The sequence below is a fragment of the Aureimonas sp. AU4 genome (assembly GCF_001463765.1).
Lineage (GTDB): Bacteria > Pseudomonadota > Alphaproteobacteria > Rhizobiales > Rhizobiaceae > Aureimonas.
The window spans coordinates 24153-47040 of record NZ_BBWK01000017.1; the positions used below are offsets into that span (position 1 = coordinate 24153).

The window sequence follows — 22888 nt, forward strand, 5'->3', positions numbered from 1 at the left end:
GCGGACTACTCGGCCGCCACGCGCCGCGGCTGAACCTCGCTCGCGTAGTCGTCCACCAGCTGGCGGGTGATCGCGCCGGGCTGGAAGCGGTAGGGTCCGATCTCGGAGACCGGCGTCACCTCGGCGGCCGTGCCGCACAGGAAGCACTCCGTGAAGCCCTCCAGTTCCTCGGGCTGGATGGCGCGCACGCGCACCTCGATCCCGCGCCGGCGGGCGAGCTCGATCACCGTGCGGCGCGTGATGCCGTCGAGGAAGCAGTCCGGGTCGGGCGTGTGGAGCACGCCGTCCTGGACGAAGAAGACATTGGCGCCCGTCGCCTCGGCGACGCGCCCGCGCCAGTCCAGCATCAGGGCGTCGGCATAGCCCTTGGCCTCGGCGGCGTGCTTGGAGATGGTGCAGATCATGTAGAGCCCGCTCGCCTTGGCCTTGGAAGGGGCGGTGCGCGGGTCGGGGCGGCGGTACTCGGCCATGTCGAGGCGGATGCCGCGCATGCGCTGCTCGGGGTCGAAGTAGCTCGGCCACTGCCAGATGGCGATCGCGAGATTGATGCGGTTGTGCTGGGCCGAGACGCCCATCGACTCCGAGCCGCGCCAGGCGACGGGGCGGACATAGGCGTCAGAAAAGCCCTGGCGCTGGAGAAGCTCGCGGCAGGCCGCGTCGATCTCGTCGGCGCTGAAGGGAATCTCGAAGCCGAGCACCCGGCCCGACGCGATCAGCCGGTCGGTATGCTCGCGCAGCTTGAAGATGGCACCGCCATAGGCGCGCTCGCCCTCGAACACGGAGCTCGCATAGTGGAGGCCGTGCGTCAGAACATGCACCTTGGCCTCGCGCCAGGGCACGAACTCGCCGTTGAACCAGATCTGGCCGTCCAGTTGATCGAAGGAGACTGCGCTCATGATGGCTTCGCGCGCCCGACTTGGCGGGCGTGTCCTCTCGGGGTCTTGAGTTGCGGTGCGCCCGCCCGGAGACGCATCATTCCTCCCGCTCGTCCGGGCACGGATGAGCCTTCGAGGGTTCGGCGGGGAGCCGAACCGGTGCGGCGGGGCGCCTCGCGCCGGGTCGCACGGGCGACCGGGGGTCCCTTAGCGGGATGCCTTGAGCCGCCGGCGGGCCGTTTCCATGTTTAAACCCGCGCCGGAGGGTGTAACAATGGCCCCAAGATACGTCAACACTACTGACCTATTTGATGGACACCATCTCGGACGATCCCGCCCCCACCGCCGAGGCCGACGTGGTCCGCGACCCGCTTCCCACGCGCGGCGAGCTGGACTTTCGGCTGATCGAGCTGTTCTTCTTCGCCTATCGCGAGTTCACCGCCGATGCGGACTCGATCCTGGCGCGCTACGGCTACGGCCGGGCGCACCACCGCGTCCTCCACTTCGTGAACCGCGATCCCGGCATGACGATCGCCGACCTTCTCGACCTCCTCCAGATCACCAAGCAGTCGCTGAGCCGCGTCCTGCGCCAGCTCATCGACGAGGGCTTCATCGCCCAGGTGCAGGGTCATGACGACCGGCGCCAGCGCCGCCTCTACCCGACGCAGGCGGGCCGCGTCTTGACGCTGGAACTCTCCCGCGCGCAGGGTCGGCGCATCGACGCGGCCTTCCGGGCCGCGGCCCTCAGCGACCCGAGCCTCGTCAACGACTTCCTCCTGGAAATGGGGAGCGACCGTCGGGCGACGCGCGACTGGTTCGCCAGAAAGGGCATCGGCAAGGAGACCTCTTCGTCTTGAGCACGACCGAACCCGTTTCGTCCTCGCCCGACGTCTCGCTGGACGACGCGCCGCATATCCTCGTCGTCGACGACGACCGGCGCATCCGCACGCTCCTGTCGCGCTTCCTGTCGGAGCGCGCCTTCCGCGTCTCCACCGCCGCCGACGCCGCCGAGGCGCGGCGCATCCTGGCGGGCCTCGAGTTCGACCTCCTGGTGGTCGACGTGATGATGCCGGGCGAGAGCGGGCTCGACCTGGTGCGCGCCCTCTCGCCGGTGCGCGACATCCCGATCCTGATGCTGACGGCGCGCGCCGAGACCGACGACCGCATCTCGGGTCTGGAGGCGGGCGCGGACGACTACCTCGCCAAGCCCTTTGATCCGCGCGAACTTCTCTTGCGCGTCAACAACATCCTGAAGCGCGGCGCCGCCCAGCCGATCCACAAGGTCGAGAACGTGCGCTTCGGCCCGTTCTCCTTCTCGCTGGTGCGCCGCGAGCTGCGGCGCGGCGCGGAGATCATCCGCCTCACCGACCGCGAGCAGGAGATCATGACCCTCTTCGCCCACAAGGCGGGCGAGACGATCCAGCGCCAGGACCTCCTGTCCGACGAGGCGGACGTGGGCGAGCGCACCGTGGACGTCCAGATCAACCGCCTGCGCCGCAAGATCGAGAGCGACCCGGCCAATCCGCTCTGGCTGCAGACCGTGCGCGGCATCGGCTACCGGCTGAACGTCGACTGACGGGCCGGCTGAACGGGGAGACGCAGGCGTGACGCTCTTGGACCGCATCCGGCCGGGAGGCGAGGCCTTCACCAGGGGCCTGCGGGGCATCCGCGCGCCCGCGCTTCCGCTCGGCCCCTTGCGCGGGCCGCTGCGCCGCCTGCGCCGCTTCTTCTCGCGCCGCACGCCCAAGGGGCTCTACGCGCGCTCGCTGATCATCATCATCGCGCCCATGGTGCTGCTCCAGTCGGTGGTGGCCTTCGTCTTCATGGAACGCCACTGGCAGACCGTGACGCAGCGCCTCTCGACGGCCGTCGTCCAGGACATCGCGGCGGTGATCGACATCATCGACACCTATCCACAGGACGCCGACTTCGCGCAGGTCACGCGCATCGCGCGCGACGCCCTGCGCCTCAACGTCCTGGTGCTCCCTCCCGAGCCGCTCCCGGCGCCCGCGCCCAAGCCCTTCTTCAACATCCTCGACGGCATCCTGTCCGAGGAGATCACGAGCCAGATCAACCGGCCCTTTTGGATCGATACGGTGGGCGAGTCGCGCATCGTCGAGATCCGCATCCAGCTGCCCGACCACGTGCTGCGCGTCTTCGCGCCGCGCAACTCGGCCTACGCCTCCAACACGCACATCTTCCTGCTCTGGATGGTGGGCACCTCGCTGGTGCTCCTGCTCATCGCCATCCTCTTCCTGCGCAACCAGATCCGCCCCATCCAGAAGCTCGCCGAGGCCGCCGACGGCTTCGGGCGCGGCCAGCCCATGCCGCCGGATTTTCGCGTGCGTGGGGCGTCGGAAGTCAGACGCGCCTCGCTCGCCTTCATCCAGATGCGCGACCGCATCGAGCGCCAGATCGAGCAGCGCACGCAGATGCTGAACGGCGTCAGCCACGACCTGCGGACCGTGCTCACGCGCTTCCGCCTGCAGCTCGCCATCATGGAGGACAACGAGGACCGGCGCGAGCTGGAGCACGACGTCGACGAGATGGGCCGGATGCTGGAGGGGTACCTCGCCTTCGCCAAGGGCGAGGCTGGCGAGGATGTCGGCGAGCTCGACCTCGAGCGCGTCTTCGCCAAGTTCGAGGCCGACGCGGCGCTGCACGGCGTCGCCATCGAGACCGACGTCTCGGGCGACCCGAGCGTGACCGTGCGCCCGGCCGGCTTCACGCGCATCCTCAACAACCTCGTCGCCAACGCCATGCGCCACGGCTCGCACCTGCGCGTCCAGGCCCGCAAGGACGGGCGCTGGCTGACGGTGAGCGTCGAGGACGACGGGCCGGGCATTCCCGCCGAACAGCGCGAGGAGGTGTTCAAGCCCTTCGTGCGGCTGGACGAGGCGCGCAACATCGACGCCGGCGGCACAGGGCTGGGCCTTGCCATCGCACGCGACATCGCGCGCTCGCACGGCGGCGACATCCTCCTGTCGGACTCATCCCTCGGCGGTCTGAAGGCGATGGTGCGCGTGCCGGCCTGACCGGACGAGGCCGCGCTAGAACAGCCGGCCGCCGTTCGGCACGGGATGGCTGAGGCTTGCCAGCACGACATGGCCGTCGGCATCGGGGAAGCCCAGCGTCAGGACCTCGGAGCGCATCGGCCCGATCTGGCGCGGCGGAAAGTTGACCACCGCCATGACCTGACGGCCGACGAGCTCTTCGAGGCTGTGGCGAACCGTGATCTGCGCCGAGGATTTCCGGACGCCGATCTCGGGACCGAAGTCGATCTGGAGCCGGAAGGCGGGCTTGCGCGCTTCCGGAAAGGGCTCGGCCGAGACGATCGTGCCGACGCGGATGTCGACGCGCTCGAAGTCGGCATAGGTGATCTCGGCGCTCATCCGCGCGACAGCTCCTCGGCGCGGTCGCGGGCGGCCAGCACCGCCCGGCGCAGGAGCGGCGCGAACCCGTCGTCGGCCATCAGGATGGCGAGCGCGGCCTGCGTCGTCCCGTTGGGCGAGGTCACGTTGCGGCGAAGCTGCGCGGGCTCGTCGCCGGAGCGGATCATCAGCTCGCCCGCGCCCGCCACCGTGTGGCGCGCAAGACGCATCGCCAGCGCCGGCTCGAGACCGGCCGCGACGCCCGCCTCCGCCAGGGCCTCGGCGAGCAGGAACACATAGGCCGGGCCGCTGCCCGAGACGCCCGTCACCGCGTCGATCAGCGCCTCGCGCTCGACCCACTCCACGGGGCCGGAGCTTTCCAGAAGCGCCTGCGCCCGCGCCCGCATCTCGGCGCTCACGCGCGCGTTGGCGTAGGCACCGGTGATGCCCCGGTTCACGAGGGCCGGCGTGTTGGGCATGGCGCGCACCACGGCCCGCTCGCCGAGCGCCGCCTCGATCGAGGCAACGGTGCGACCGGCTGCGACCGAGACGATCAGCGTTTCGTCGGAAAGAAGCGGCAGGAGCGAGGGCAGCACGGTCGGCATGACCTGCGGCTTGACCGCGAGGACCGCTGTATCGGCGGACGCTTCCACCTCGGCCGGCGCGGCGGCCAGACGCACGCCGCGCGAAAAGACGTCGCGCAGGAGCGGCGCGCCGTTCGGGTCGAGAACCGTGACATGGGCGGGATCGAGACCCGCCTCCAGCCAGCCGCGCAGCATCGCGCCGCCCATGTTGCCGCCGCCGACGAGCAGAACCCGGCCGGCGGTCTCCAGCGCGCTCGCCATCAGGCGCGGCCGACCGTGTCGAACACCGCGCAGGCCATGGCGTCCGCCGCGGTCCGGTCGGCCCAGACCACGAACTGGAAGGCCTGATAGTAGCGCTCGCACGCCTCCAGCGCCATGGACAGGAGGCGCTCGGCCTGTTCCTCGGTCGCCTCGGCGCCGCCCGACAGGAGCAGCGCATGGCGGAACACGATCGCCCCTTCCGCGCCGCACAGGTCGAAATGGCCGACGAGAAGCTGCTCGTTGATGCGCGCGAGAAGCCGCAGCACCTCGACCTCGCGCCGCGCGGGCACCTTGGTCGCAAAGGCGCAGCTCAGGTGCAGCGCCTCGTGGGCCGCCATCCAGGAGAAGGCCACGGAATAGTCCGTCCAGGCGCCGCGTACCGAGACGGCGATCTCGTCGTCGCAGGGGCGCTCGAAACTCCAGTCGCGCGTCGAGGCGAGAAGCTCCACCGTGTCCACCGGGTGGCTGTCCCGCTCGAAGTCCAGTTGCCGCAGCTGCATCGTCAGTCCCCGTGCCGCACCCCGATGCGGGGACCAGCGGGCGCCGCATGCGCCCCGCCGCCGTGGAGTTCCGTTTCCTCGTCGGATCTCCTGCCGCATCGTCCGGGGGAAACGCCCGCCAGAACGAATCACCCTTCGGAATCAGTGTATCGGGACCCCGCCCGATCACCAGTGGGGAAACGGCATTTTAAGCTTTTGCGACATGGACATCCCCAGCCTCGCCGAGGGCCGGGGATGGTAAGCGACTCTCGCGCCAGAACTTTCGAGTCCGGGCCGCCTCCCCCGCCTCGGGGGAGAAACTGTGGAGAGGCTGTGGATAAGCGAAGAAGGCCTCAGGAGGCGGGGTTCGGCGCGGTCCCGGCGAGACGCTCCTCGAGCTCGGCCACGCGCTTCTTGAGCGCCTCATTCTCGACGCGGGCGCGCGTCGCCATCTCGCGCACGATCTCGAACTCCTCGCGCTTGACGAGGTCCATCTGGTTCACGAAGCGCTCGCCCTGGGTGCGGAACATGGTCTCCACCTCCCGGCGCACGCCCTGGGCGGCGCCCGCCGCATCGGTCATCATCCGGGCGAACTCGTCCATCATGCGGTTGGGGCCTTGGGTGGTCATGGGAAAGCGCTCCGAGGGAAGTTCCCCCTTGAGTTAGGAGGTCGCCGGAGGCTTGGCAATGGAGCCCGCTCGCCTTGACCGCGCCGCGGGGAGCGGCCAAACCGACGGGCGAACCGCGCCGTTGCAAGGTCCCGACGCCCATGAACCTCCTGCCGCTCGGCGTCCTCGCCTATCCCGCGATCGACCCGGTCTTCCTCCAGATCGGCCCGATCGCGCTGCGCTGGTACGGTCTTGCCTATGTCGCGGGAATCCTGTGCGGCTGGCTCTACGGCCGGCACCTCGCGGGCACGCCCCGGCTCTGGCCGAACGGCGTCTCGCCGATCACCCGTGAGGACATCGACGACTTCATCGTCTGGATCACGCTGGGCATCGTGATCGGCGGCCGCCTCGGCTCGATCATCTTCTACGACTTCGCGCGGGTGCAGGCCGACCCGCTCTCGGCCCTGCGCGTCTGGGAGGGCGGCATGTCCTTCCACGGCGGGCTGATCGGCGTGGTGGTGGCGATGATCCTCTTCTGCCGCTCGCACAAGGTGCCGCTCTTCAGCCTAATCGACGTCGTGGCGGCCTCGGTGCCCTTCGGCCTCTTCTTCGGGCGCATCGCCAACTTCATCAACGGCGAGCTCTGGGGAGCACCCACGAGCGTGCCCTGGGCCATGGTGTTCCCGACCGGCGGCCCCGAGCCCCGCCATCCGAGCCAGCTCTACGAGGCGGGGCTGGAGGGCATCGTCCTGTTCCTGGTGCTGCGCGTCATGACGCACCGCTTCGGCTCGCTCGGGAAGCCGCGCCTGACGGGCGGCGTCTTCATCCTCGGCTACGGGCTCGCGCGCATCTTCGTCGAGTTCTTCCGCATGCCCGACGTCCAGCTCGGCTACCTTCTGGGAACGAGCTGGCTCACCATGGGCATGGTCCTGTCGGTGCCCATGCTCCTCGTCGGCCTCTGGGGCATCGCGACCGCACGGCCGCGCGCCCATGCGCCTCGCCCCGCCCCGGCCGGTTCGTGACGCCGCTCGACCGGCGCATCCGGGAGGAGATCGGGGCCGAGGGCCCGATGCGGCTCGACCGCTTCTGGAACCTCTGCCTCTTCGATCCGGCGGAGGGCTACTATACGCAGCGCGACCCGTTCGGGGCGGCGGGCGACTTCGTGACGGCACCGGGCGTGTCGCAGATGTTCGGCGAGCTGGTGGGCGCCTGGCTCGTGGCGGCCTGGCGCGCGATCGGCAGCCCCTCGCCCGTGGTGCTCGCGGAAGGAGGGCCGGGCGACGGCACGTTGATCCAGGATGTCCTGCGCACGGTCCGCCGGCTCGATCCCGCCCTCATGCGCGCCCTGAGGCCCCGCCTCGTGGAGCGCAGCGACCGGCTGGCTGCGCGCCAGATCGAGCGCCTCGCCGCCTTCGACCTGCCGGTGCGGCGCGTGCGCGAGATCCGCGAGCTCGACGCCGCCCCGACGCTTCTCGTCGCCAACGAACTGCTGGACGCGGTGGCGATCCGCCAGTTCGAGTATCGGGACGGCTCGTGGGGCGAGCGCTTCGTGACGGTGGACGAGACGGGCGCGCTGCGCTTCGCGCGTCTCCCGCCGCGCGACGGGCTGCCGGCGGCGCTCACCGACCCGCGCGCGCCGCCGCCCGGCGAGGGCCACGTCTTCGAGACCTCGCCCGAGCGCGACCAGATCGTGGCGGACATGGCGACGCACCTCGCGTCCCAGGGCGGCGCGGCACTCCTGTTCGACTACGGCCATCTTCGCACCGGCTACGGCGACACGCTGCAGGCCCTCAAGGCCCACCGCGCCGTTTCGCCGCTCGCTGAGTGCGGTCGCGTCGACATCACGAGCCATGTCGACTTCGCGCAGGCGCGCCGCGTCGCGCTGGCCCGCGGCTGCGCGGGCGCGGCGATGGCTCAAGGCGCCTTTCTTCTGGCGCTGGGCCTGCGCGAGCGCGCGGGCGTGCTCGGCGCCGGCGCCGACGAGGCGGGACGCGAGGGCATCGTGCGCGCCGCGCGGCGTCTGGCCGGCGAGGCCGAGGGCGAGATGGGGGCGCTCTTCAAGGCGCTCGCGCTCTCGCCTCGCCCCCTGCCGCTTCCGCCCTTCGCCGTACCCGGCGCCTGACCGGCGCTACTTCGACTTGCCGCCCTTCTTGCCGAGTTCGGCCTGCGCGGCCGAGGACTTGCGCGGATTGCTCTCGCCCTCCTTGGCGGCCTTGGCATTGGCCTTCCGGGCGGTCTCGCTGCCCTTGCCCTTCTTGTCGGTCATCGCGGGTCTCCCATGGCCGGACCATCCGGTGCCGCGCCAACGGACGATCCCGCTCGCGGGTTGCGCGGCGTTGACTTGGGATCGCGCCTGAACCACCGTCCCGCCCATGCAGCACACCGACACCCCCACCGCCCGGCCCGTCGCCGACGTCCTTCAAAGCGCGGCTCTCGGGGGGCTCGGCGGCATGAGCCACGGCTTCTTCGGACGGCGCGGCGGCGTCTCGGACGGGATCTACGCCGACCTCAACGTCGGCATCGGCTCCTCCGACGACCCGGCGCGCGTGCACGAGAACCGGGCGCGCGTGGCCGCGAGCCTCGGCGTCGCGCCGGACCGGCTCGCGACCCCCATCCAGGTCCATTCCCCCACCGCCGTGGTCGTGGAGGAACCCTTCGGCACCGAGCGCCCGCGCGCCGACGCGGTGGTGACGCGCCGGCCTGGGCTGGCCGTCGGCGTCCTCACGGCCGACTGCGGTCCCGTGCTGTTCGCGGATCGCGAGGCGGGCGTCGTCGCGGCCGCCCATGCGGGCTGGCGCGGGGCGACCGGCGGCGTCCTGGAGGCGACCCTCGAGGCGATGGAGCGCTGCGGCGCGCGTCGCGAGCGCGTCGTCGCCGTGCTCGGCCCCACGATCACGCAGGCCAACTACGAGGTGGACGCCGCGATGGCCGAGACGGTCGCCGCCGGCGACCCCGGTGCGGCGCCCTTCTTCGCGCCCGGCGTCTCGGCCGAGAAGCGCCAGTTCGACCTGCCGGGCCTCATCCTCATGCGTCTGACGCGCGCGGGCGTGGGCAGCGCCAGCTTCGTCGGGCGCTGCACGTACGGGGCGGAGGCCGACTGGTTCTCCTATCGCCGCACCACCCATCGCGGCGAGCCGGACTACGGCCGGCAGATCGCCGCGATCGTGCTCGGCTGAGGGAGCGAAACCCATGCTGCATTTCAGCGACGCCGAGTTCGAGAGCCGTTTGGAGCGCCTGCGGGCGGAGATGGCCGAGCGCCGGCTCGACGCCGTGCTCCTCTTCGCGCAGGATTCCTCCTACTGGCTGACCGGCTACGACACGTTCGGCTTCTGCTTCTTCCAGTGCCTCGTCGTGCTTGCCGACGGCACGATGAAGCTCCTCACGCGCTCGGCGGACCTGCGACAGGCGCAGCACACCTCGCGCCTAAACGACATCGTGGTGTGGCGCGACCGGGGCGGCGCGAACCCCGCGATCGAGCTGCGCGACCTTCTGGACGGCCTGGACCTTCTCGGCGGCCGGATCGGCGTCGAGTGGGCGACGCAGGGGCTCACCGCCGCCAACGGGCGGCTGGTGGAGGAGAAGCTCGGCTCGTTCGCGACGCTTCTCGACGCTTCCGACCTCGTGCCGGGCTTGCGCGTCGTGAAGTCGGCCGAGGAGATCGCCTACGTGCGCGAGGCCGCCCGTCTCACCGACCTCGCCTTCGAGCGCATGCTGCCGCTGGTGCGAGAGGGGGCCGACGAGGCCGCCCTCCTCCACGCGCTGCAGGGCACGGTGCTGGCCGAGGGCGGCGACTATCCCGCCAACCCCTTCATCCTCGGCTCGGGACCCGACGCGCTTCTGTGCCGCTACAAGTCGGGGCGGCGGCACCTGTCCGCGCAGGACCAGCTCACGGTCGAATGGGCCGGCGTCAAGGCGCAGTACCACGCGCCCGCCATGCGCACGGTCGTGGTCGGCTCGCCGCTGATCCGGCACGAGGAACTCCATGCGGCGGCCGTGGAAGCGCTGGCGGCGGTGGAGGAGGCCATGCGCCCCGGCCGGACCTTCGGCGACGTCTTCGACGCCCATGCCCGCGTCATGGAGGCGCACGACCTGTCGCGCCATCGCCTGGCGGCCTGCGGCTACTCGGTCGGCGCGCGCTACGCCCCGTCCTGGATGGACCCCCAGATGTTCGTCTCCGGCAATGCCGAGCCGATCCGCGCGGACATGACGCTCTTTGCCCACATGATCCTGATGGACTCGGACTCCGGCACGGCCATGACGCTCGGTCGCACCTACCTCACGACCGACGGGGCGCCCGAGTCCCTGTCGGGCCTGCCGCTCGATCTCGTCGTGCGCTGAGGGCTCGCGCCTCCGCTTCGTCAGAAGCGCTTAGCGTCTGTGTCGGCGGACTTCTTGAATCTTTACCCGATCTTGGTAAGAGCCGCGCACATCACAAGGGGCCAGTGCCCGGCACGAGCGGCGGCGCGGGCTTGGCGTCCCGGCGGGCGCATTCGACCCAACGCCTTGGAACGGGACGCGATGAAGCTCTTTGTCGGCAACTCCAACCGCAGCCTCGCCGAGTCCATCGGCACCTATCTGGAGCTGCCCCTCGGGCTCGCCTCCGTCCGGCGCTTCGCCGACCAGGAGATCTTCGTCGAGATCCAGGAGAACGTGCGCGGCGAGGACTGCTTCGTGATCCAGTCGACCTCCTATCCGGCGAACGACCACCTGATGGAGCTCCTGATCATCATGGACGCGCTGCGCCGGGCCTCGGCGCGCCGCATCACCGCCGTCCTTCCCTATTTCGGCTACGCGCGCCAGGACCGGAAGGCGGGCGGGCGCACGCCCATCTCCGCCAAACTCGTCGCCAACCTCATCACGCGCGCGGGCGCCGACCGCGTGATGACGATGGATCTCCATGCCGGGCAGATCCAGGGCTTCTTCGACATCCCGACCGACAACCTCTTCGCCGTGCCCCTGCTGGCGCGCGACATCAAGGAGCACCTCGAGACCGACCACGTCATGGTGGTCTCGCCGGACGTGGGCGGCGTGGTGCGCGCGCGCGCGCTCGCCAAGCGCCTCGACGCCCCGCTCGCCATCGTCGACAAGCGCCGCGAGAAGCCGGGCGAGTCGGAGGTGATGAACATCATCGGCGACGTGAAGGGCCGGCACTGCATCCTGATCGACGACATCATCGATTCCGGCGGCACCTTGTGCAACGCGGCCGACGCGCTGATGGCGGCGGGCGCCAAGGGCGTGCGCGCCTACATCACGCACGGCGTCCTGTCCGGGGGCGCCGTCGCGCGCATCGGCGCGTCGAGCCTCGAGGAGCTGGTGATCACCGACTCCATCGAGCCGACCAAGGCGATCCGCGAGGCGCGCAACATCCGCGTCATCACCACCGCGACGCTGCTCGGCGAGGCGATCGCCCGCACCACCACGGAACAGTCGGTCTCCTCGCTCTTCGACTGAGGCGAAACCGTCAGTCCGCCTCGATCTCGCCGAGCAGCATGGGCAGCTCGGCGAGCGTCTCGACCCCATGGAAGCGCGGATTCTCGAGCGGCGCCTCGGCGTGCTCGTAATCCCAGGTCATGGCGTGCGGCACATGGACCGCGAAGGCGCCCGCTCCCAGTGCCGGCAGGATGTCCGAGCGCATCGAGTTGCCGACCATCATCGCCTCCTCGGGCTTGGCGCCGTGGCGCGCGAAGATCCGCCGGTAGGTGTCGATCGTCTTGTCGCTGACGATCTCGACCGCGGCGAAGAGTTCGCCGAGGCCGGAGGCGGCGAGCTTTCGTTCCTGGTCGAAGAGGTCGCCCTTGGTGACCAGCATGAGCCTGCGCGTCAAGGCGAGCTCCTGCAGCGTCTCTCGCACGCCCGGCAGCGTCTCGACGGGATGGCGCAGCATCCGGTGGCCCTCCGCCAGGATCTGCCGCACGACCGAGACCGGCAGGTCGTCGCCGCCGAGATCGAGCGCGGTCTCGATCATGGACAGCGTGAACCCCTTCACCCCGAATCCGAAGGTCTCGAGGTTGCGCTTCTCGGTCTCGAAGAGGCGCGCGCGGATGGCCTCGGCCTCGCCGTGGGGCGCCAGGAGCTCGGCGAAGCGCGCCTCCGTCCAGCGGAAGACCGTCTCGTTTTCCCAGAGCGTGTCGTCGGCATCGAGCGCGACGAGGGTGATGCGGGCCATCGCGGAACCTTTCGGAAGGAAACACGCGGCGCGATTATGCACGGCGATCCCGGCTTGGAAACGCGAAAAGGGCGCGCCCGGCCGGGCGCGCCCTTTTCGACCCGGCCGGGAAGGCCTCAGTCCGGCTTCTTGACGAAGTGGACCGCGTCGTGGGCCGCCTGGTTGAAGGCCTCCGAGACGTGGAGGAAGGCGCGCCGCGCGCCGTCCGTGGTCGCGTCGCCCTCTTCCGGCTCCATCAGGAACACCAGGAACGAGCGGCCGGTGGTCATGTACTCGGTGCCGAACTCGAAGGGCGCGAGTTCCTCGCGGTCGGGCAGGTTCGTGTCGATGATGCAGCGCCAGCGCAGGCCGCCGGGCGCCTGCGGCAGCTTGAAGTTGACGACGTCCCAGTGCGCGTTCAGCACCATGAGCATGGTGGCGTCCGAGCCCAGGCGCCGGATGCCCTCGTCCTGCGCGCGCCCGTCGAGCAGCACGCCGAAGCAGCGCGCGCCCTCGTCCGACCACTCGCCGTCCTGCATCTCCCCGCCCGACGGCGAGATCCACGTCACGTCCTTGACGCCGATCTCCTCGTCCATCGTGCCGTGCAGGAAGCGGCCGCGGCGCAGCATGGGCAGCGCCTGGCGCAGCATGATCAGCTTCTGGACGAACTCGGCGAGATCGACGCCGTCCTTGGTGACGTCCCAGTCGATCCAGCCGATCTCGTTGTCCTGGGCATAGGCGTTGTTGTTGCCGTTCTGCGTGCGGGCGAACTCGTCGCCCGCCAGGATCATCGGCGTGCCGCGCGAGAAGAGCAGCGTCGTGAAGAAGTTCCGCAGCTGCCGGAAGCGCGTGTCGACGATGGCCGGATCGTCGGTCGGACCCTCGACGCCGTAGTTGTTGGACAGGTTGTGCGAGTGGCCGTCGCGATTGTCCTCGCCGTTCGCCTCGTTGTGCTTGTCGTTGTAGCAGACGAGGTCGTGCAGCGTGAAACCGTCATGGGCGGTGATGAAGTTCACCGACGACCAGGGGCGGCGACCGCGCTTGTCGAAGAGGTCGGCCGAGGCCGAGATCTTGCCGGCCACCGCCGGCACCTTGCCGTCGTCGCCGCGCCAGAAGGCGCGCACCGTGTCGCGGTAGCCGTCGTTCCACTCCGCCCAGCCCGGCGGGAAGCGACCGACCTGATAACCGCCCGGCCCGCAGTCCCAGGGCTCGGCGATGAGCTTCACCTCGTTGAGGAGCGGGTCCTGCATGCAGGCATGGAGGAAGGAGGACTCCTCCGAGAAGCCGGTCGGCTCGCGCGCGAGGATCGTGGCGAGGTCGAAGCGGAAGCCGTCGACCCGCATCTCGCCCGCCCAGTAGCGCAAGCTGTCCATCACCAGCTGCATGACGCGCGGATGCGACGTGTTGACCGTGTTACCGGTGCCGGTGTCGTTGATGTAGTAGCGCTTGTTGTCGGGCAGGAGGCGATAGTACGAGGCGTTGTCGATGCCCTTGAAGGACAGCGTCGGCCCGTTCTCGTTGCCCTCGGCCGTGTGGTTGTAGACCACGTCCAGGATGACCTCGAGGCCCTCGTGATGGAAGGTCGAGACGAGTTCCTTGAACTCGTTGACGAAGGGCGAGGACATGTAGCGCGGATCGGGCGCGAAGAAGCCGAGCGTGTTGTAGCCCCAGTAGTTCCGCAGGCCCTTCTCGACGAGGTAGCTGTCGTCCACGAAGGCGTGGATCGGCAGAAGCTCGACCGAGGTGACGCCGAGGCTCTTGATGTAACGCACGACGTCGTAGTTCGCGAGGCCGGCGAACTTGCCGCGCTCGCGATCCGTCACGCTGGGGTGGCGCTGGGTGAAGCCCTTGACGTGGGTCTCGTAGAAGATCGTGCGCTCCCAGGGCACGTTCGGACGGCGCTCGTTGCCCCAGGTGAAGGCGGGGTCCACGATCTGTGACTTCGGCACGAAGGCAGCCGAGTCTCGCTCGTCGAAGGACAGGTCGCCGTCCGCGTGGCCGATCGTGTAGCCGAACAGGGCGTGGTCCCACTTCACCTCGCCCACGTGCTGCTTGGCATAGGGGTCGAGCAGGAGCTTGTTGGGGTTGAAGCGGTGGCCGGCGTCGGGCTCGTAGGGGCCATGCACGCGGTAGCCGTAGACCGTGCCGGGGCGGGCGTCGGGCAGGTACCCGTGGAACACCTCGTTCGTGTATTCCGGCAGGACGATCCGCTCGAGCTCGGTCTCGCCGCGCTCGTCGAAGAGGCAGAGCTCGACCTTGGTCGCGTTGGCCGAGAACAGGGCGAAGTTCACGCCCCGCCCGTCCCAGTTCGCGCCGCGTCGGTTGGGGTTGCCCGCCTCGACGCGCGTGCCGCCACGCGTGGAGGGAGCGATGTACGGCGTGAAGACGCCGGACTTGTTCTGGATGTTCAACGACGTCTTCCCGTTCGACGCATGGGGATTAGCTAGCCCACAATCGGCACGCCCCCGATTGGTTCCCGTCGCACGAAACGCGCGGGCTCCTTCTGCCGCCACCTGAGAACGAGGACGAGCCCGTTGAAGATCGAGACCGTGATGAGCCGCTATGTCGAGTTCGCAGCGCCCGGCGACACGGCCGAGGCGCTAGCCGTCATGATGGGCGAGCTCGACGTCGGCGCGCTTCCGGTGGGCACCGAGGACGACATCCAGGGGGTCGTGACGGACCGCGACATCCTCTATCGCGTGGTCGCCAAGGGGCTCGACCCGGCGAGCGTCACCGCGCGCGACATCCTGAGCGCGCCCGTCCTCGCCTGTCGCCCGGAGGACAGCCTGGAGGACGCGACCGAGCTGATGGCCGCCAACCGCGTTCGGCGGCTGGCGGTGACGGCGGAAGGGGGACGGGTGGTCGGCTGGGTGACGCTGGCCGACCTGTCGCGGCCCCTTCTTCTGGAATCGGGAACGGTGCGGCGGGCGCTGGGCGAACTCAGCCGCGAAAGCGCCGGCTGAGACTGCCCACCGTCTCGCGCGACAAGCCGAGCCGGAGCGCCAGAAAGCCGAGATAGGCCGCGCCCGCCGTGCCGCGCCCGACCCCGGCCAGAAGCGCCAGCGCGTAGACATGCGGGCCCTTGTCGACGGCGCGCACCGCCGCGACCAGCGTGTTGAGAGGCGAAGGGTCGGACAGACCCGCCCGGAAGACCGCGAGCTGCGCGCCCGACGCGCCGAGCCGCTCGAGCTGCGTGCAGACCTGCGCCGCGCGCTCGGGCGACGGGCCACCCTCGGCGCCGACCGCATCCGCCAGAAGACGCATCACGGCCTCCCCCTCTTCGCTCGAGAAGAGGTCGAGGTTGAGCGTCAGCGGGTAGGAGGTCTGGTAGCGGTTGGCGAGGTGGGCGCCGAGCACCTTGACGGCGAGATGCGCCTCGACCGTGTCGCGGCGCGGCGGCTCGCGACCGCCGCCCGTCCCTTGCACCAGCGCGTCCGCGGCGTTCAGGGCGGCGGGCGCGGCGACGGCGAGATTCAGTCCTTCACCATCCTGGGGCCCGGCTTCGGGAGGAAAAAGCGAGCGGAGCCACCGAAGGGCCATGCGTGTGCCGCCCCCCTTTACTGCGCTGCGGCGGTCTGAGCGCCCTGCGGCAGCAGCGCCTCGATCTGGCCGAGCAGGCGCGAGAAGTCGACCGGCTTGGCGTGATAGTCGTCGCAACCGGCCGCCAGCGTCTTCTCGCGGTCGCCCGACATGGCGTGGGCGGTCAGCGCGATGATGGGGATGCGCGGGATCGAGGTGTCGGCGCGGATCGTCTTGGCTGCGGTCCAGCCATCGAGGACGGGCAGGTTCATGTCGAGAAGGATGATGTCGGGCGAGGAGACGCGCGCCTTGTCGACGCCGTCCTGGCCGTCATGGGCGAGGATCACCTCGTAGCCGCGGCGCTGCAGCCGGCGGGACAGGAAGTCCCAGATTTCCTCGTGGTCCTCGACAAGAAGGATTCGGGTCATGGCACGGCCTCCAGATCGGGGACAGGTTGAGCCGCGGCCGCCTTTCGGGCGTCCGGCGTCGTCTCGTTCATCATAACGCGGATGTCGGCCGCAAGCTCCCGAAGATCCGTATCGCCCTTGGCGAGGACCTGATCGGTCTGCGACTGGAGGCGACGCGCCTCGTCCGCCGTCAGGTCCTTGGAGGACAGGACGATCACGGGAATCGAGCGCCCGCCCGGCCGCGAGCGCAGGACCTGCAGGAAGGCGAAGCCGTCCATGACGGGCATCATCAGGTCGAGAAGGATCAGGCCGGGATGGGCCTCCTCCAGCTTCTCCAGCGCCTCGCGCCCGTTGCGAGCGGTCATGACGCTCAGCCCCTCGCGCTCCAGCATGGTGACGGAGCGCTGGAGCGCGTCCTCGTCGTCGTCCACCGCCAGGACCAGCGTGTTGTCGGTCGCGCGGAAGCGATCCATCACGGCCTTCAGCTTGTTCCACTCCACCGGCTTCAGGAGATAGTCCGCCGCGCCCAGCGCGTAGCCGAGATTGTGCTCGTCGATGATCGTGATCATCACCACGGGAATCGAGGCGAGGTCGGGGTCGGCCTTGAGTTCGGTCAGCACCGTCCAGCCGTCCATCCGGGGCATGGTGACGTCGAGCAGGATCACGTCGGGCTTGATGACGCGCGCCATGTCGAGCCCGGTCAGCCCGTCGGCCGCCGCGCGCACCGAGAAGCCCTCGCGCGACAGGAAGCGGATGATCAGCTCGCGCGCGTGCGGGTCGTCGTCGATCGCCAGCACGACGCCGGCCGTCGCCTCCGCCGCCACGGGCGTGGCGTCGTGACCGGCATCCGCCACCGGCTCCTCGGTCGGGTCGATGCGGGCGGGGATGCGGATCGTGAAGGTCGTGCCCGCGCCCTCCTCCGAACGCACGCCGATGTCGCCGCCCAGCATGCGGCAGAAGGCGCGCGTGATGGCAAGGCCGAGGCCCGTGCCGCCGAACTTGCGCGTCGTGGAGGCGTCGGCCTGGGTGAAGCGCTCGAAGAGGCGGCCGAGCTGGTCGGGATTCATGCCGATGCCCGTGTCCGACACCTCGAAGACGATCCAGTCGCGCCCGTCGTCCACGATCCGCTCGGCGCGCAGCGTGATCGTGCCGTTTTCCGTGAACTTCGAGGCGTTGGACAGGAGGTTGATCAGGCACTGGCGCAGCTTGACCTGGTCGGTGTGGACGATGCCCAGCCCCTCGCCCGCCTCCGTCACGAGACGGTTGTGCTTCTTGTCGACCAGCGAGCCGACGGTGGACGAGACCTCGGACAGGACGGTCGCGAGGTCGAAGGTCTCGGCGTAGACGTCCATGCGCTCGGCCTCGATCTTGGAGAGGTCGAGAACGTCGTTGATCAGCGAGAGGAGATGGCGGGCGTTCTGCTCGATCTTCTTGAGGTCGGCCAGGAGGTGCTCCTCGCCGAGGTCCTCGACCTCCTCCTCCAGCATCTCGGCATAGCCGATCACGGCCGAGAGCGGCGTGCGCAGCTCGTGGCTCATGTTGGCGATGAACTGGGACTTGGCGCGGTTGGCGCTCTCGGCCGCGTCCTTGGCGGCCGAAAGCTCCTCCTCGATGAGGCGCTGGGCCGTCACGTCCGTGTTGGTGCCGAACCAGCGCACGATCCTCCCCTCCCCGTCGCGGATCGGGACCGCCTGGCTGAGGAACCAGCGATAGGTGCCGTCGGCGCCCCGCAGCGGGAACGTGTCCTCCCACGGCTCGCCGGATTTCAGCTTTTCGGAGAACAGGGCGGCCACGCGGTCGATATGGTCGGGATGGTGGACCTTGCGCCAGCCGTAGCCGCGCATCTCGTCGAGCGTCGTGCCAGTGAAGTCGAACCAGCGCTGGTTGTACCAGAAGATCTCGCCGTTGGGCGCGGCGGTCCAGGCGAGCTGGGGAATGTTGTCGGCGACCGTGCGGAACTGGAGGTTTGACTCGCCGAGCGCGGCCGCGGTGCGCTTCTGGTCGGTGATGTCGGTATGGGTGCCGATCCACTCGCGGATCGAGCCGTCCGCGTCGAGGATCGGAACGGCGCGGGCCTGCATGTCGCGCCATTCGCCGTCGGCCCGGCGCACGCGGTGGTCGATGCGGTAGATCGTCTTGCCGGCGATCGCCTCGCGCCAGGCCCGCGCGCTCTTCTCGCGGTCGTCGGGATGAACGGCATCGACCCAGCCGAGCCCGGTATATTCGTCCTCGCCTTGGCCGGTGAACTCCGCCCAGCCGGGCTGCGCGCCGCTGAACTCGCCGGAGGCGGGCGCCGACCAGACCATCGCCGCGGTCGCCTCGACCAGCGAGCGGAAGCGCCCCTCCGACTCGGCCAGACGGCGCTCGGCCCGGATGCGCTTGGTGGCGTTCAGGAGAACGATGCCCGCGCCCACGATCTCGGTCCGCTTCCTGCCCTCGGTGCGCAGGGGATACAGGCTGGCGAGATAGACCGCCCCGTCCTCGCCCTCGGCGCTGCCCAGTTCCACCCCGTTGTGAACGCGCCCCCAGCGCAGCGTCTCGTCGAGCATGCGCGAGAGGACCTCGCGGTCGCCGGGAAACATCGCGAGAACGGCGTCGCCGGGCGCGGCATGTCGCTCGAGACCGGCGGCTCCCGCCTCCGCGAAGGCCGGGTTCAGCCGGCCGATCCTCAGGTCCTTGTCGACGAAGCCGATGGCGACCGGCGAGTTGGACAGGACGGCGGTCAGGAGGTCGGTCGCGCGCCGTCCCTCGAGATGACGCCGGAAGGCGAGCACCGCGAGCGCGCCGGCGGCCAGGATGGCGGCGAGGAAGGCGACGTTGGTGATGGTGTCGATGCGGGAGGCCGCCATCTCGGCCTGGCCGATGCGCGTCTCGGCATCCTTCTGGATCGCGGCGGCCTCGGCGCGGATCGCGTCCATGCGCGCCTTGCCCTCGCCGGTGCGGATGATCGCGGCGGCGGGCTCGAAGCCCTGGTCGGTGCGGGTCGTGACGACCGTGGTCTCGAAGCGCAGGAAGTCCTCGGATGCCGCGCGCAGGCGCGCGAGCGAGGCGGGATCGGCGGCGGCGCTGCGCGTCCATTCCTCCGACAGGCGCGTCAGCTGCGGCTCCAGGCCCGCCACGCCCCGGCGGAAGGGGTCGAGGAAGTCGGGCGTGCCGACGAGCACGTAGCCGCGCGTCGACGACTCCAGTCCCGACAGAAGCGAGACGAGCCGCTCGGTCTCGTTGACGACCGCCGTGTCGCCCGCGATGCGGTCGGCCCGCGCGGCGCCCTGAAGAAGCGTCCAGCCATAGGCGCCGATCGCCAGCACCAGAAGCAGGCCCGCGACGAAGGCCGTGCGGCCCAGTCCCCCGCTGTCCTTGCCCGCAACCTTATTGCCGGACGGCTGTCCGGCCCCATTCTTGGTCATGTTGTTCCCCGCCCGGCACCGTATGCCGGTTCCAACCGCAGCCCGTAACGCGGCGGGGCCGGTTTCGTTCGATCCCCTCGCATCCAGGATGATCCGCCCGCATGACCCTCGATCAAGCGCTCGCCTTCGGTCTCGTGGGACTGACGGTGGCGGGCTTCGCCTGGGGGCGGCTGCCCTACGACCTGGTGGCCCTGGTCGGCCTCCTGGCGGGCATGGTGCTCGGCATCGTGCCGGTGAAGAGCGCGTTCTCGGGCTTCTCCGACGACGTGGTGGTGATCGTGGTGGGCGCCCTGCTCGTCTCGGCCGCGATCTCGCGCTCGGGCGTGGTCGAGGACATCATGCGCCCCGTCATGCCCTTCATGCGAACCGCGCAGCGGCAGGTGACGGTGCTGGTGGGGGCGGTGACGCTTCTGTCGATGATCACCAAGAACGTCGGTGCGCTCGCCATGTTCATGCCGGTGGCCGCCCAGGTCTCGCGCAAGAACGGCACCTCGATCTCGCAGCTCCTGATGCCCATGGCCTTCGGCTCGCTGATCGGCGGCCTCGTGACGCTGGTCGGCACCTCGCCCAACATCATCGTGTCGAAGATCCGGCAGGACGTGACGGGCGAGCCGTTCCGCATGTTCGACTACGCGCCGGTCGGGCTCGGCGTCGCCCTCACGGGCTTCGTGTTCCTGAGCCTTGCCTCGAACCTCATCCCCAAGCGCCGCCCGGCGGGCGGGGCGGACGAGGCCTTCGCGCTCGACGCCTATACGGCGGAGGCCGAACTCGGCACGGGCTCGCCCTATGCGGGCCGCACGGTCGCCGAGCTGGAGCAGGCCGCCGACAACGACATCGCCGTGCGCACCGTGATCCGGGAGCGCTTCCGGCGCATGGACGCCTCGCCCGACATGGTGCTGCGGGCGGGCGACACGCTGCTCCTGGGCGGCGAGCCGGAGGGCATCGAGCGGGCCGTGGCGCGCGCCGGCCTGGCGCTGACCGGCGAGGGCGTCGCGCCGCGCGGCGACGTCGAGACCGAGAGCGTGGTGGAGGGCGTCGTCACGCCCCAGTCGCCCGCGATCGGCTCGCGCATCGACCGGCTCGCGCTTCCCTCCGCGCACGGCGTCTCGGTGCTGGCGGTGAGCCGGGGCGGCGAGCCGATCCGGCGGCGCCTCCAGACGCTGCGCCTGCGCGAGGGCGACGTCCTGGTCCTGAAGGGCACGAGCGAGACCGTGCCGCCGGCGCTCGCCGCGCTTCGCGTCCTGCCGCTCGCCGAGCGCTCCATCGCGCTCGGGCGCAGCCGTCGCTCCTTCCTGCCGCTCGGCGTGCTGCTGGTGGCCATGGTCCTGACCGCGCTCGGCGTGATCAGCGCGGTGGCCGCCTTCTTCGGCGCCGCCGTGGTGCTCCTGATGCTGCGCGTCATGAGCATGCGCGAGGCCTACGAGACGGTGGAGGCGTCCGTGATCGTGCTCCTGGCCGCGCTCATTCCGCTCTCCGAGGCGATCCAGACGACGGGGGGAACCGACGTCATCGCCGGTTGGCTGAGCCATCTCGTCCAGGGCTTCTCGCCGCTGGCCTCGCTTTTCGTGGTGACGGTGCTCGCCATGGCCGTCACCCCGTTCCTGAACAACGCGGCGACGGTGCTGATGCTCGGGCCCATCGCGGCATCGCTCGCCACCCGGCTCGGCCTGTCGCCGGACCCGTTCCTGATGGCGGTGGCGATCGGGGCGGCCTGCGACTTCCTGACCCCGATCGGCCACCAGTGCAACACGATCGTCATGGCGCCGGGCGGCTACCGCTTCGGCGACTACTGGCGCCTCGGCCTGCCGCTTTCGCTGATCGTGCTCTTCGTGGGCGTGCCCCTGATCAGCGTGTTCTGGCCCGTCGTGCCGGGCTGAGACAGGAGCGGCGCGTCCGAACGTGCGATGCGGGGTGCGATTGCCGGCGGTGGATCGAGAGGCTCCGCAAGCCTTGCCTGATCCTTGGCGCGGGTCTCGACGCGACCGCGCATCATCCCGGCCGTCGCTCGCCCCCGCTACCGATCGGCCCGTCCCTGCTCGAAGCCGGCCCCTGCCCGCTCGATGTCGGGACCATGGGTCAGCGCCCACGCGCACAGCGCCTCGAAGGGCTGGCGCAGCGAGTGGCCGAGCGGCGTGATGGCGTACTCCACGCCGATCGGGGCGGTCGGCAGGACGGTTCGCGTCACGAGTCCGTTGCGCTCCAGTCGCTTCAGGGCGTCCGCGAGCGCCTTGTGCGTGATGCCGTCCAGCCGGCGCTTGATCTCGTTGAAGCGCGCCGGCCTCGGGCACAGCACCGTCAGGATCAGGATCGTCCACTTGTCCGCGATCCGGTCCAGAACCGGACGGATGCGGACCATGTCGGCGCGCGCCTGCTCCGACAAGGCGGCCAGTTCGGTATCGTCGGGCATATCTAGGCTCTTCAAAGTGCGTTCTTGCGACCAGATACCCGTCGTATATCTGGGTGCCGTCGCTGAACAAGGAGCATGCGCGATGGCAAGAGTTGAGAACAAGACCGCACTCGTGGTCGGGGGTGCGAAGGGCATCGGGCTGGCGATCGCCGAACGCCTGTCGGCGGAAGGCGCGACCGTCTTTCTGACCGGGCGACGGGCCGACGAGGTGAAGGCCGCCGCGGCCAGACTCGGCGAAAAGGCACGCGGGCTGGTGGCCGATGCCAGCGCGCCGGAGGACCTGTCGCGCGTCGTCGCGGCGGTGACGCAGGAGCGGGGACGCCTGGATCTCCTCGTCCTGAACGCCGGCCTGTCGGAGCCGGCCTCGATCGCAGACCAGACGCCCGAGCATTTCGACCGCCACTTCGCGGTGAACGTGGGCGGCATGGTGTTCGGTATCCAGGCGGCCCTCCCCGCGATGGGCGACGGCGCCTCCGTGGTCCTGATGGGCTCGATCGCGGACAATGCGGGCCTTCCCCCCTACGGCACCTACGCGGCCACCAAGGCGGCGGTCCGGTCCTATGCCCGCACCTGGGCCGCGGAGCTCGCGTCCCGGGGCATCCGCGTCAACGTCGTGGCGCCCGGCCCCACGGACACGGACATGATGGCGGCCGTGCCCGAGGAGGGGCGCAGAGCCCTGATCGCGCCGATTCCGCTGGGTCGCATGGCGCGCCCCGACGAGGTGGCCGCCGCCACGCTGTTTCTTCTCAGCGACGAGGCGAGCTTCATCACGGGCGCCGAGCTCTGCGTCGACGGCGGCATGCGGCAGGTCTAGCGGCAACCGTC

23 protein-coding genes are annotated in these 22888 nt (G+C 70.2%); 11 read left to right on the forward strand and 12 right to left on the reverse strand.

Features of this window, described 5'->3' with window-relative positions; genetic code table 11:
* Nucleotides 1-5: 5 nt before the first annotated feature.
* Nucleotides 6-896 (reverse strand): branched-chain amino acid aminotransferase, encoded by an 891-nt coding sequence (locus AUL35_RS06330; protein WP_062013176.1) that lies wholly within the window; start codon nucleotides 894-896, stop codon nucleotides 6-8.
* A 290-nt stretch (nucleotides 897-1186) separates the two neighbouring features.
* Here AUL35_RS06330 and AUL35_RS06335 point away from each other — a divergent pair, with 290 nt between their 5' ends.
* The 3 genes from AUL35_RS06335 (at nucleotide 1187) to AUL35_RS06345 (ending at nucleotide 3910) form a co-directional block, all read left to right on the forward strand.
* Nucleotides 1187-1732, forward strand: coding sequence for a MarR family winged helix-turn-helix transcriptional regulator (locus AUL35_RS06335; protein WP_062013178.1), 546 nt, complete (start codon nucleotides 1187-1189; stop codon nucleotides 1730-1732).
* Entirely contained in the window at nucleotides 1729-2451 is a 723-nt protein-coding gene (locus AUL35_RS06340; protein ID WP_062013180.1) for a response regulator, read from the forward strand. The genes AUL35_RS06335 and AUL35_RS06340 overlap by 4 nt, the downstream gene beginning before the upstream one ends.
* A 118-nt stretch (nucleotides 2452-2569) precedes the next feature.
* Nucleotides 2570-3910, forward strand: coding sequence for an ATP-binding protein (locus tag AUL35_RS06345; RefSeq protein WP_062013341.1), 1341 nt, complete (start codon nucleotides 2570-2572; stop codon nucleotides 3908-3910).
* A gap of 15 nt (nucleotides 3911-3925) precedes the next feature.
* Here the strand turns inward: AUL35_RS06345 and AUL35_RS06350 are convergent, their stop codons facing one another.
* The 4 genes from AUL35_RS06350 to AUL35_RS06365 form a co-directional block, all read right to left on the reverse strand.
* Nucleotides 3926-4267 carry a tRNA-binding protein gene (locus tag AUL35_RS06350; RefSeq protein ID WP_062013182.1) on the reverse strand — a complete coding sequence of 114 codons (342 nt, stop codon included), beginning with the start codon at nucleotides 4265-4267 and terminating at the stop codon, nucleotides 3926-3928.
* Nucleotides 4264-5091 carry a pyrroline-5-carboxylate reductase gene (proC, locus tag AUL35_RS06355; protein ID WP_062013185.1) on the reverse strand — a complete coding sequence of 276 codons (828 nt, stop codon included), beginning with the start codon at nucleotides 5089-5091 and terminating at the stop codon, nucleotides 4264-4266. The genes AUL35_RS06350 and proC overlap by 4 nt, the downstream gene beginning before the upstream one ends.
* Entirely contained in the window at nucleotides 5091-5591 is a 501-nt protein-coding gene (locus AUL35_RS06360; RefSeq protein ID WP_062013187.1) for a YbjN domain-containing protein, read from the reverse strand. Before AUL35_RS06360 ends, proC begins: the two co-directional genes overlap by 1 nt.
* Before the next feature lie 332 nt (nucleotides 5592-5923).
* Entirely contained in the window at nucleotides 5924-6199 is a 276-nt protein-coding gene (locus AUL35_RS06365) for an accessory factor UbiK family protein (RefSeq protein WP_062013189.1), read from the reverse strand.
* Between the two features lie 140 nt (nucleotides 6200-6339).
* Between AUL35_RS06365 and lgt the strand changes: the two genes are divergently transcribed.
* The gene (lgt, locus tag AUL35_RS06370; protein WP_062013191.1) at nucleotides 6340-7200 is read left to right on the forward strand and encodes a prolipoprotein diacylglyceryl transferase; all 861 of its coding nucleotides are present in this window, start codon (nucleotides 6340-6342) and stop codon (nucleotides 7198-7200) included.
* A complete protein-coding gene (locus AUL35_RS06375; RefSeq protein ID WP_062013193.1) occupies nucleotides 7197-8300 on the forward strand; it encodes a class I SAM-dependent methyltransferase in 1104 nt (367 codons plus the stop codon). Before lgt ends, AUL35_RS06375 begins: the two co-directional genes overlap by 4 nt.
* A 6-nt stretch (nucleotides 8301-8306) precedes the next feature.
* Here AUL35_RS06375 and AUL35_RS22525 read toward each other — a convergent pair whose 3' ends face one another.
* On the reverse strand, nucleotides 8307-8444 hold the full coding sequence (locus AUL35_RS22525; RefSeq protein WP_192847056.1) for a hypothetical protein: 138 nt from the start codon (nucleotides 8442-8444) through the stop codon (nucleotides 8307-8309).
* 106 nt (nucleotides 8445-8550) lie between these two features.
* Here AUL35_RS22525 and pgeF point away from each other — a divergent pair, with 106 nt between their 5' ends.
* The 3 genes from pgeF (at nucleotide 8551) to AUL35_RS06390 (ending at nucleotide 11629) form a co-directional block, all read left to right on the forward strand.
* Nucleotides 8551-9354, forward strand: a complete 804-nt coding sequence (pgeF, locus tag AUL35_RS06380; protein WP_062013194.1) for a peptidoglycan editing factor PgeF — start codon at nucleotides 8551-8553, stop codon at nucleotides 9352-9354.
* Between the two features lie 13 nt (nucleotides 9355-9367).
* On the forward strand, nucleotides 9368-10516 hold the full coding sequence (locus AUL35_RS06385) for a Xaa-Pro peptidase family protein (protein ID WP_062013196.1): 1149 nt from the start codon (nucleotides 9368-9370) through the stop codon (nucleotides 10514-10516).
* A 180-nt stretch (nucleotides 10517-10696) separates the two neighbouring features.
* Entirely contained in the window at nucleotides 10697-11629 is a 933-nt protein-coding gene (locus tag AUL35_RS06390) for a ribose-phosphate pyrophosphokinase (RefSeq protein WP_062013198.1), read from the forward strand.
* 10 nt (nucleotides 11630-11639) lie between these two features.
* Here the strand turns inward: AUL35_RS06390 and AUL35_RS06395 are convergent, their stop codons facing one another.
* Nucleotides 11640-12344: an HAD family hydrolase gene (locus AUL35_RS06395; protein ID WP_062013199.1), complete on the reverse strand. Its 705-nt coding sequence runs from the start codon at nucleotides 12342-12344 to the stop codon at nucleotides 11640-11642.
* A gap of 116 nt (nucleotides 12345-12460) precedes the next feature.
* Nucleotides 12461-14728, reverse strand: coding sequence for a glycogen debranching protein GlgX (gene glgX / locus AUL35_RS06400; protein ID WP_062013343.1), 2268 nt, complete (start codon nucleotides 14726-14728; stop codon nucleotides 12461-12463).
* Nucleotides 14729-14857: 129 nt separating this feature from the next.
* On the opposite strand from glgX, the gene AUL35_RS06405 reads away from it, so the two are divergent.
* Nucleotides 14858-15286: a CBS domain-containing protein gene (locus AUL35_RS06405; protein WP_082666151.1), complete on the forward strand. Its 429-nt coding sequence runs from the start codon at nucleotides 14858-14860 to the stop codon at nucleotides 15284-15286.
* Here AUL35_RS06405 and AUL35_RS06410 read toward each other — a convergent pair.
* From AUL35_RS06410 to AUL35_RS06420, 3 genes are read right to left on the reverse strand one after another with little or no spacing between them, the layout of a single operon-like run.
* A complete protein-coding gene (locus AUL35_RS06410; RefSeq protein ID WP_062013200.1) occupies nucleotides 15264-15863 on the reverse strand; it encodes a DUF533 domain-containing protein in 600 nt (199 codons plus the stop codon). The two genes, AUL35_RS06405 and AUL35_RS06410, sit on opposite strands and share 23 nt — an antisense overlap.
* 17 nt (nucleotides 15864-15880) lie before the next feature.
* The gene (locus AUL35_RS06415) at nucleotides 15881-16270 is read right to left on the reverse strand and encodes a response regulator (protein WP_062013201.1); all 390 of its coding nucleotides are present in this window, start codon (nucleotides 16268-16270) and stop codon (nucleotides 15881-15883) included.
* Nucleotides 16267-19656 (reverse strand): response regulator, encoded by a 3390-nt coding sequence (locus AUL35_RS06420; RefSeq protein ID WP_062013203.1) that lies wholly within the window; start codon nucleotides 19654-19656, stop codon nucleotides 16267-16269. Before AUL35_RS06420 ends, AUL35_RS06415 begins: the two co-directional genes overlap by 4 nt.
* A gap of 101 nt (nucleotides 19657-19757) precedes the next feature.
* On the opposite strand from AUL35_RS06420, the gene AUL35_RS06425 reads away from it, so the two are divergent.
* Nucleotides 19758-21533 (forward strand): SLC13 family permease, encoded by a 1776-nt coding sequence (locus AUL35_RS06425; protein WP_062013205.1) that lies wholly within the window; start codon nucleotides 19758-19760, stop codon nucleotides 21531-21533.
* Between the two features lie 137 nt (nucleotides 21534-21670).
* Here the strand turns inward: AUL35_RS06425 and AUL35_RS06430 are convergent, their stop codons facing one another.
* Nucleotides 21671-22063 carry a helix-turn-helix domain-containing protein gene (locus AUL35_RS06430; protein WP_062013207.1) on the reverse strand — a complete coding sequence of 131 codons (393 nt, stop codon included), beginning with the start codon at nucleotides 22061-22063 and terminating at the stop codon, nucleotides 21671-21673.
* Nucleotides 22064-22145: 82 nt separating this feature from the next.
* Between AUL35_RS06430 and AUL35_RS06435 the strand changes: the two genes are divergently transcribed.
* Nucleotides 22146-22877: an SDR family NAD(P)-dependent oxidoreductase gene (locus tag AUL35_RS06435; RefSeq protein WP_062013209.1), complete on the forward strand. Its 732-nt coding sequence runs from the start codon at nucleotides 22146-22148 to the stop codon at nucleotides 22875-22877.
* The last annotated feature ends 11 nt before the right edge of the window (nucleotides 22878-22888 follow it).

Excerpts from the sequence above, each read along its gene's own strand:
- AUL35_RS06330 (WP_062013176.1), bottom strand. The coding sequence starts at position 896 with ATGAGCGCAGTCTCCTTCGATCAACTGGACGGCCAGATCTGGTTCAAC.
- AUL35_RS06335 (WP_062013178.1), top strand. The coding sequence starts at position 1,187 with ATGGACACCATCTCGGACGATCCCGCCCCCACCGCCGAGGCCGACGTG.
- AUL35_RS06350 (WP_062013182.1), bottom strand. The coding sequence starts at position 4,267 with ATGAGCGCCGAGATCACCTATGCCGACTTCGAGCGCGTCGACATCCGC.
- proC (WP_062013185.1), bottom strand. The coding sequence starts at position 5,091 with ATGGCGAGCGCGCTGGAGACCGCCGGCCGGGTTCTGCTCGTCGGCGGC.
- AUL35_RS06360 (WP_062013187.1), bottom strand. The coding sequence starts at position 5,591 with ATGCAGCTGCGGCAACTGGACTTCGAGCGGGACAGCCACCCGGTGGAC.
- AUL35_RS06365 (WP_062013189.1), bottom strand. The coding sequence starts at position 6,199 with ATGACCACCCAAGGCCCCAACCGCATGATGGACGAGTTCGCCCGGATG.
- lgt (WP_062013191.1), top strand. The coding sequence starts at position 6,340 with ATGAACCTCCTGCCGCTCGGCGTCCTCGCCTATCCCGCGATCGACCCG.
- AUL35_RS22525 (WP_192847056.1), bottom strand. The coding sequence starts at position 8,444 with ATGACCGACAAGAAGGGCAAGGGCAGCGAGACCGCCCGGAAGGCCAAT.
- pgeF (WP_062013194.1), top strand. The coding sequence starts at position 8,551 with ATGCAGCACACCGACACCCCCACCGCCCGGCCCGTCGCCGACGTCCTT.
- AUL35_RS06385 (WP_062013196.1), top strand. The coding sequence starts at position 9,368 with ATGCTGCATTTCAGCGACGCCGAGTTCGAGAGCCGTTTGGAGCGCCTG.
- AUL35_RS06390 (WP_062013198.1), top strand. The coding sequence starts at position 10,697 with ATGAAGCTCTTTGTCGGCAACTCCAACCGCAGCCTCGCCGAGTCCATC.
- AUL35_RS06395 (WP_062013199.1), bottom strand. The coding sequence starts at position 12,344 with ATGGCCCGCATCACCCTCGTCGCGCTCGATGCCGACGACACGCTCTGG.
- AUL35_RS06410 (WP_062013200.1), bottom strand. The coding sequence starts at position 15,863 with ATGGCCCTTCGGTGGCTCCGCTCGCTTTTTCCTCCCGAAGCCGGGCCC.
- AUL35_RS06415 (WP_062013201.1), bottom strand. The coding sequence starts at position 16,270 with ATGACCCGAATCCTTCTTGTCGAGGACCACGAGGAAATCTGGGACTTC.
- AUL35_RS06420 (WP_062013203.1), bottom strand. The coding sequence starts at position 19,656 with ATGACCAAGAATGGGGCCGGACAGCCGTCCGGCAATAAGGTTGCGGGC.
- AUL35_RS06425 (WP_062013205.1), top strand. The coding sequence starts at position 19,758 with ATGACCCTCGATCAAGCGCTCGCCTTCGGTCTCGTGGGACTGACGGTG.
- AUL35_RS06430 (WP_062013207.1), bottom strand. The coding sequence starts at position 22,063 with ATGCCCGACGATACCGAACTGGCCGCCTTGTCGGAGCAGGCGCGCGCC.
- AUL35_RS06435 (WP_062013209.1), top strand. The coding sequence starts at position 22,146 with ATGGCAAGAGTTGAGAACAAGACCGCACTCGTGGTCGGGGGTGCGAAG.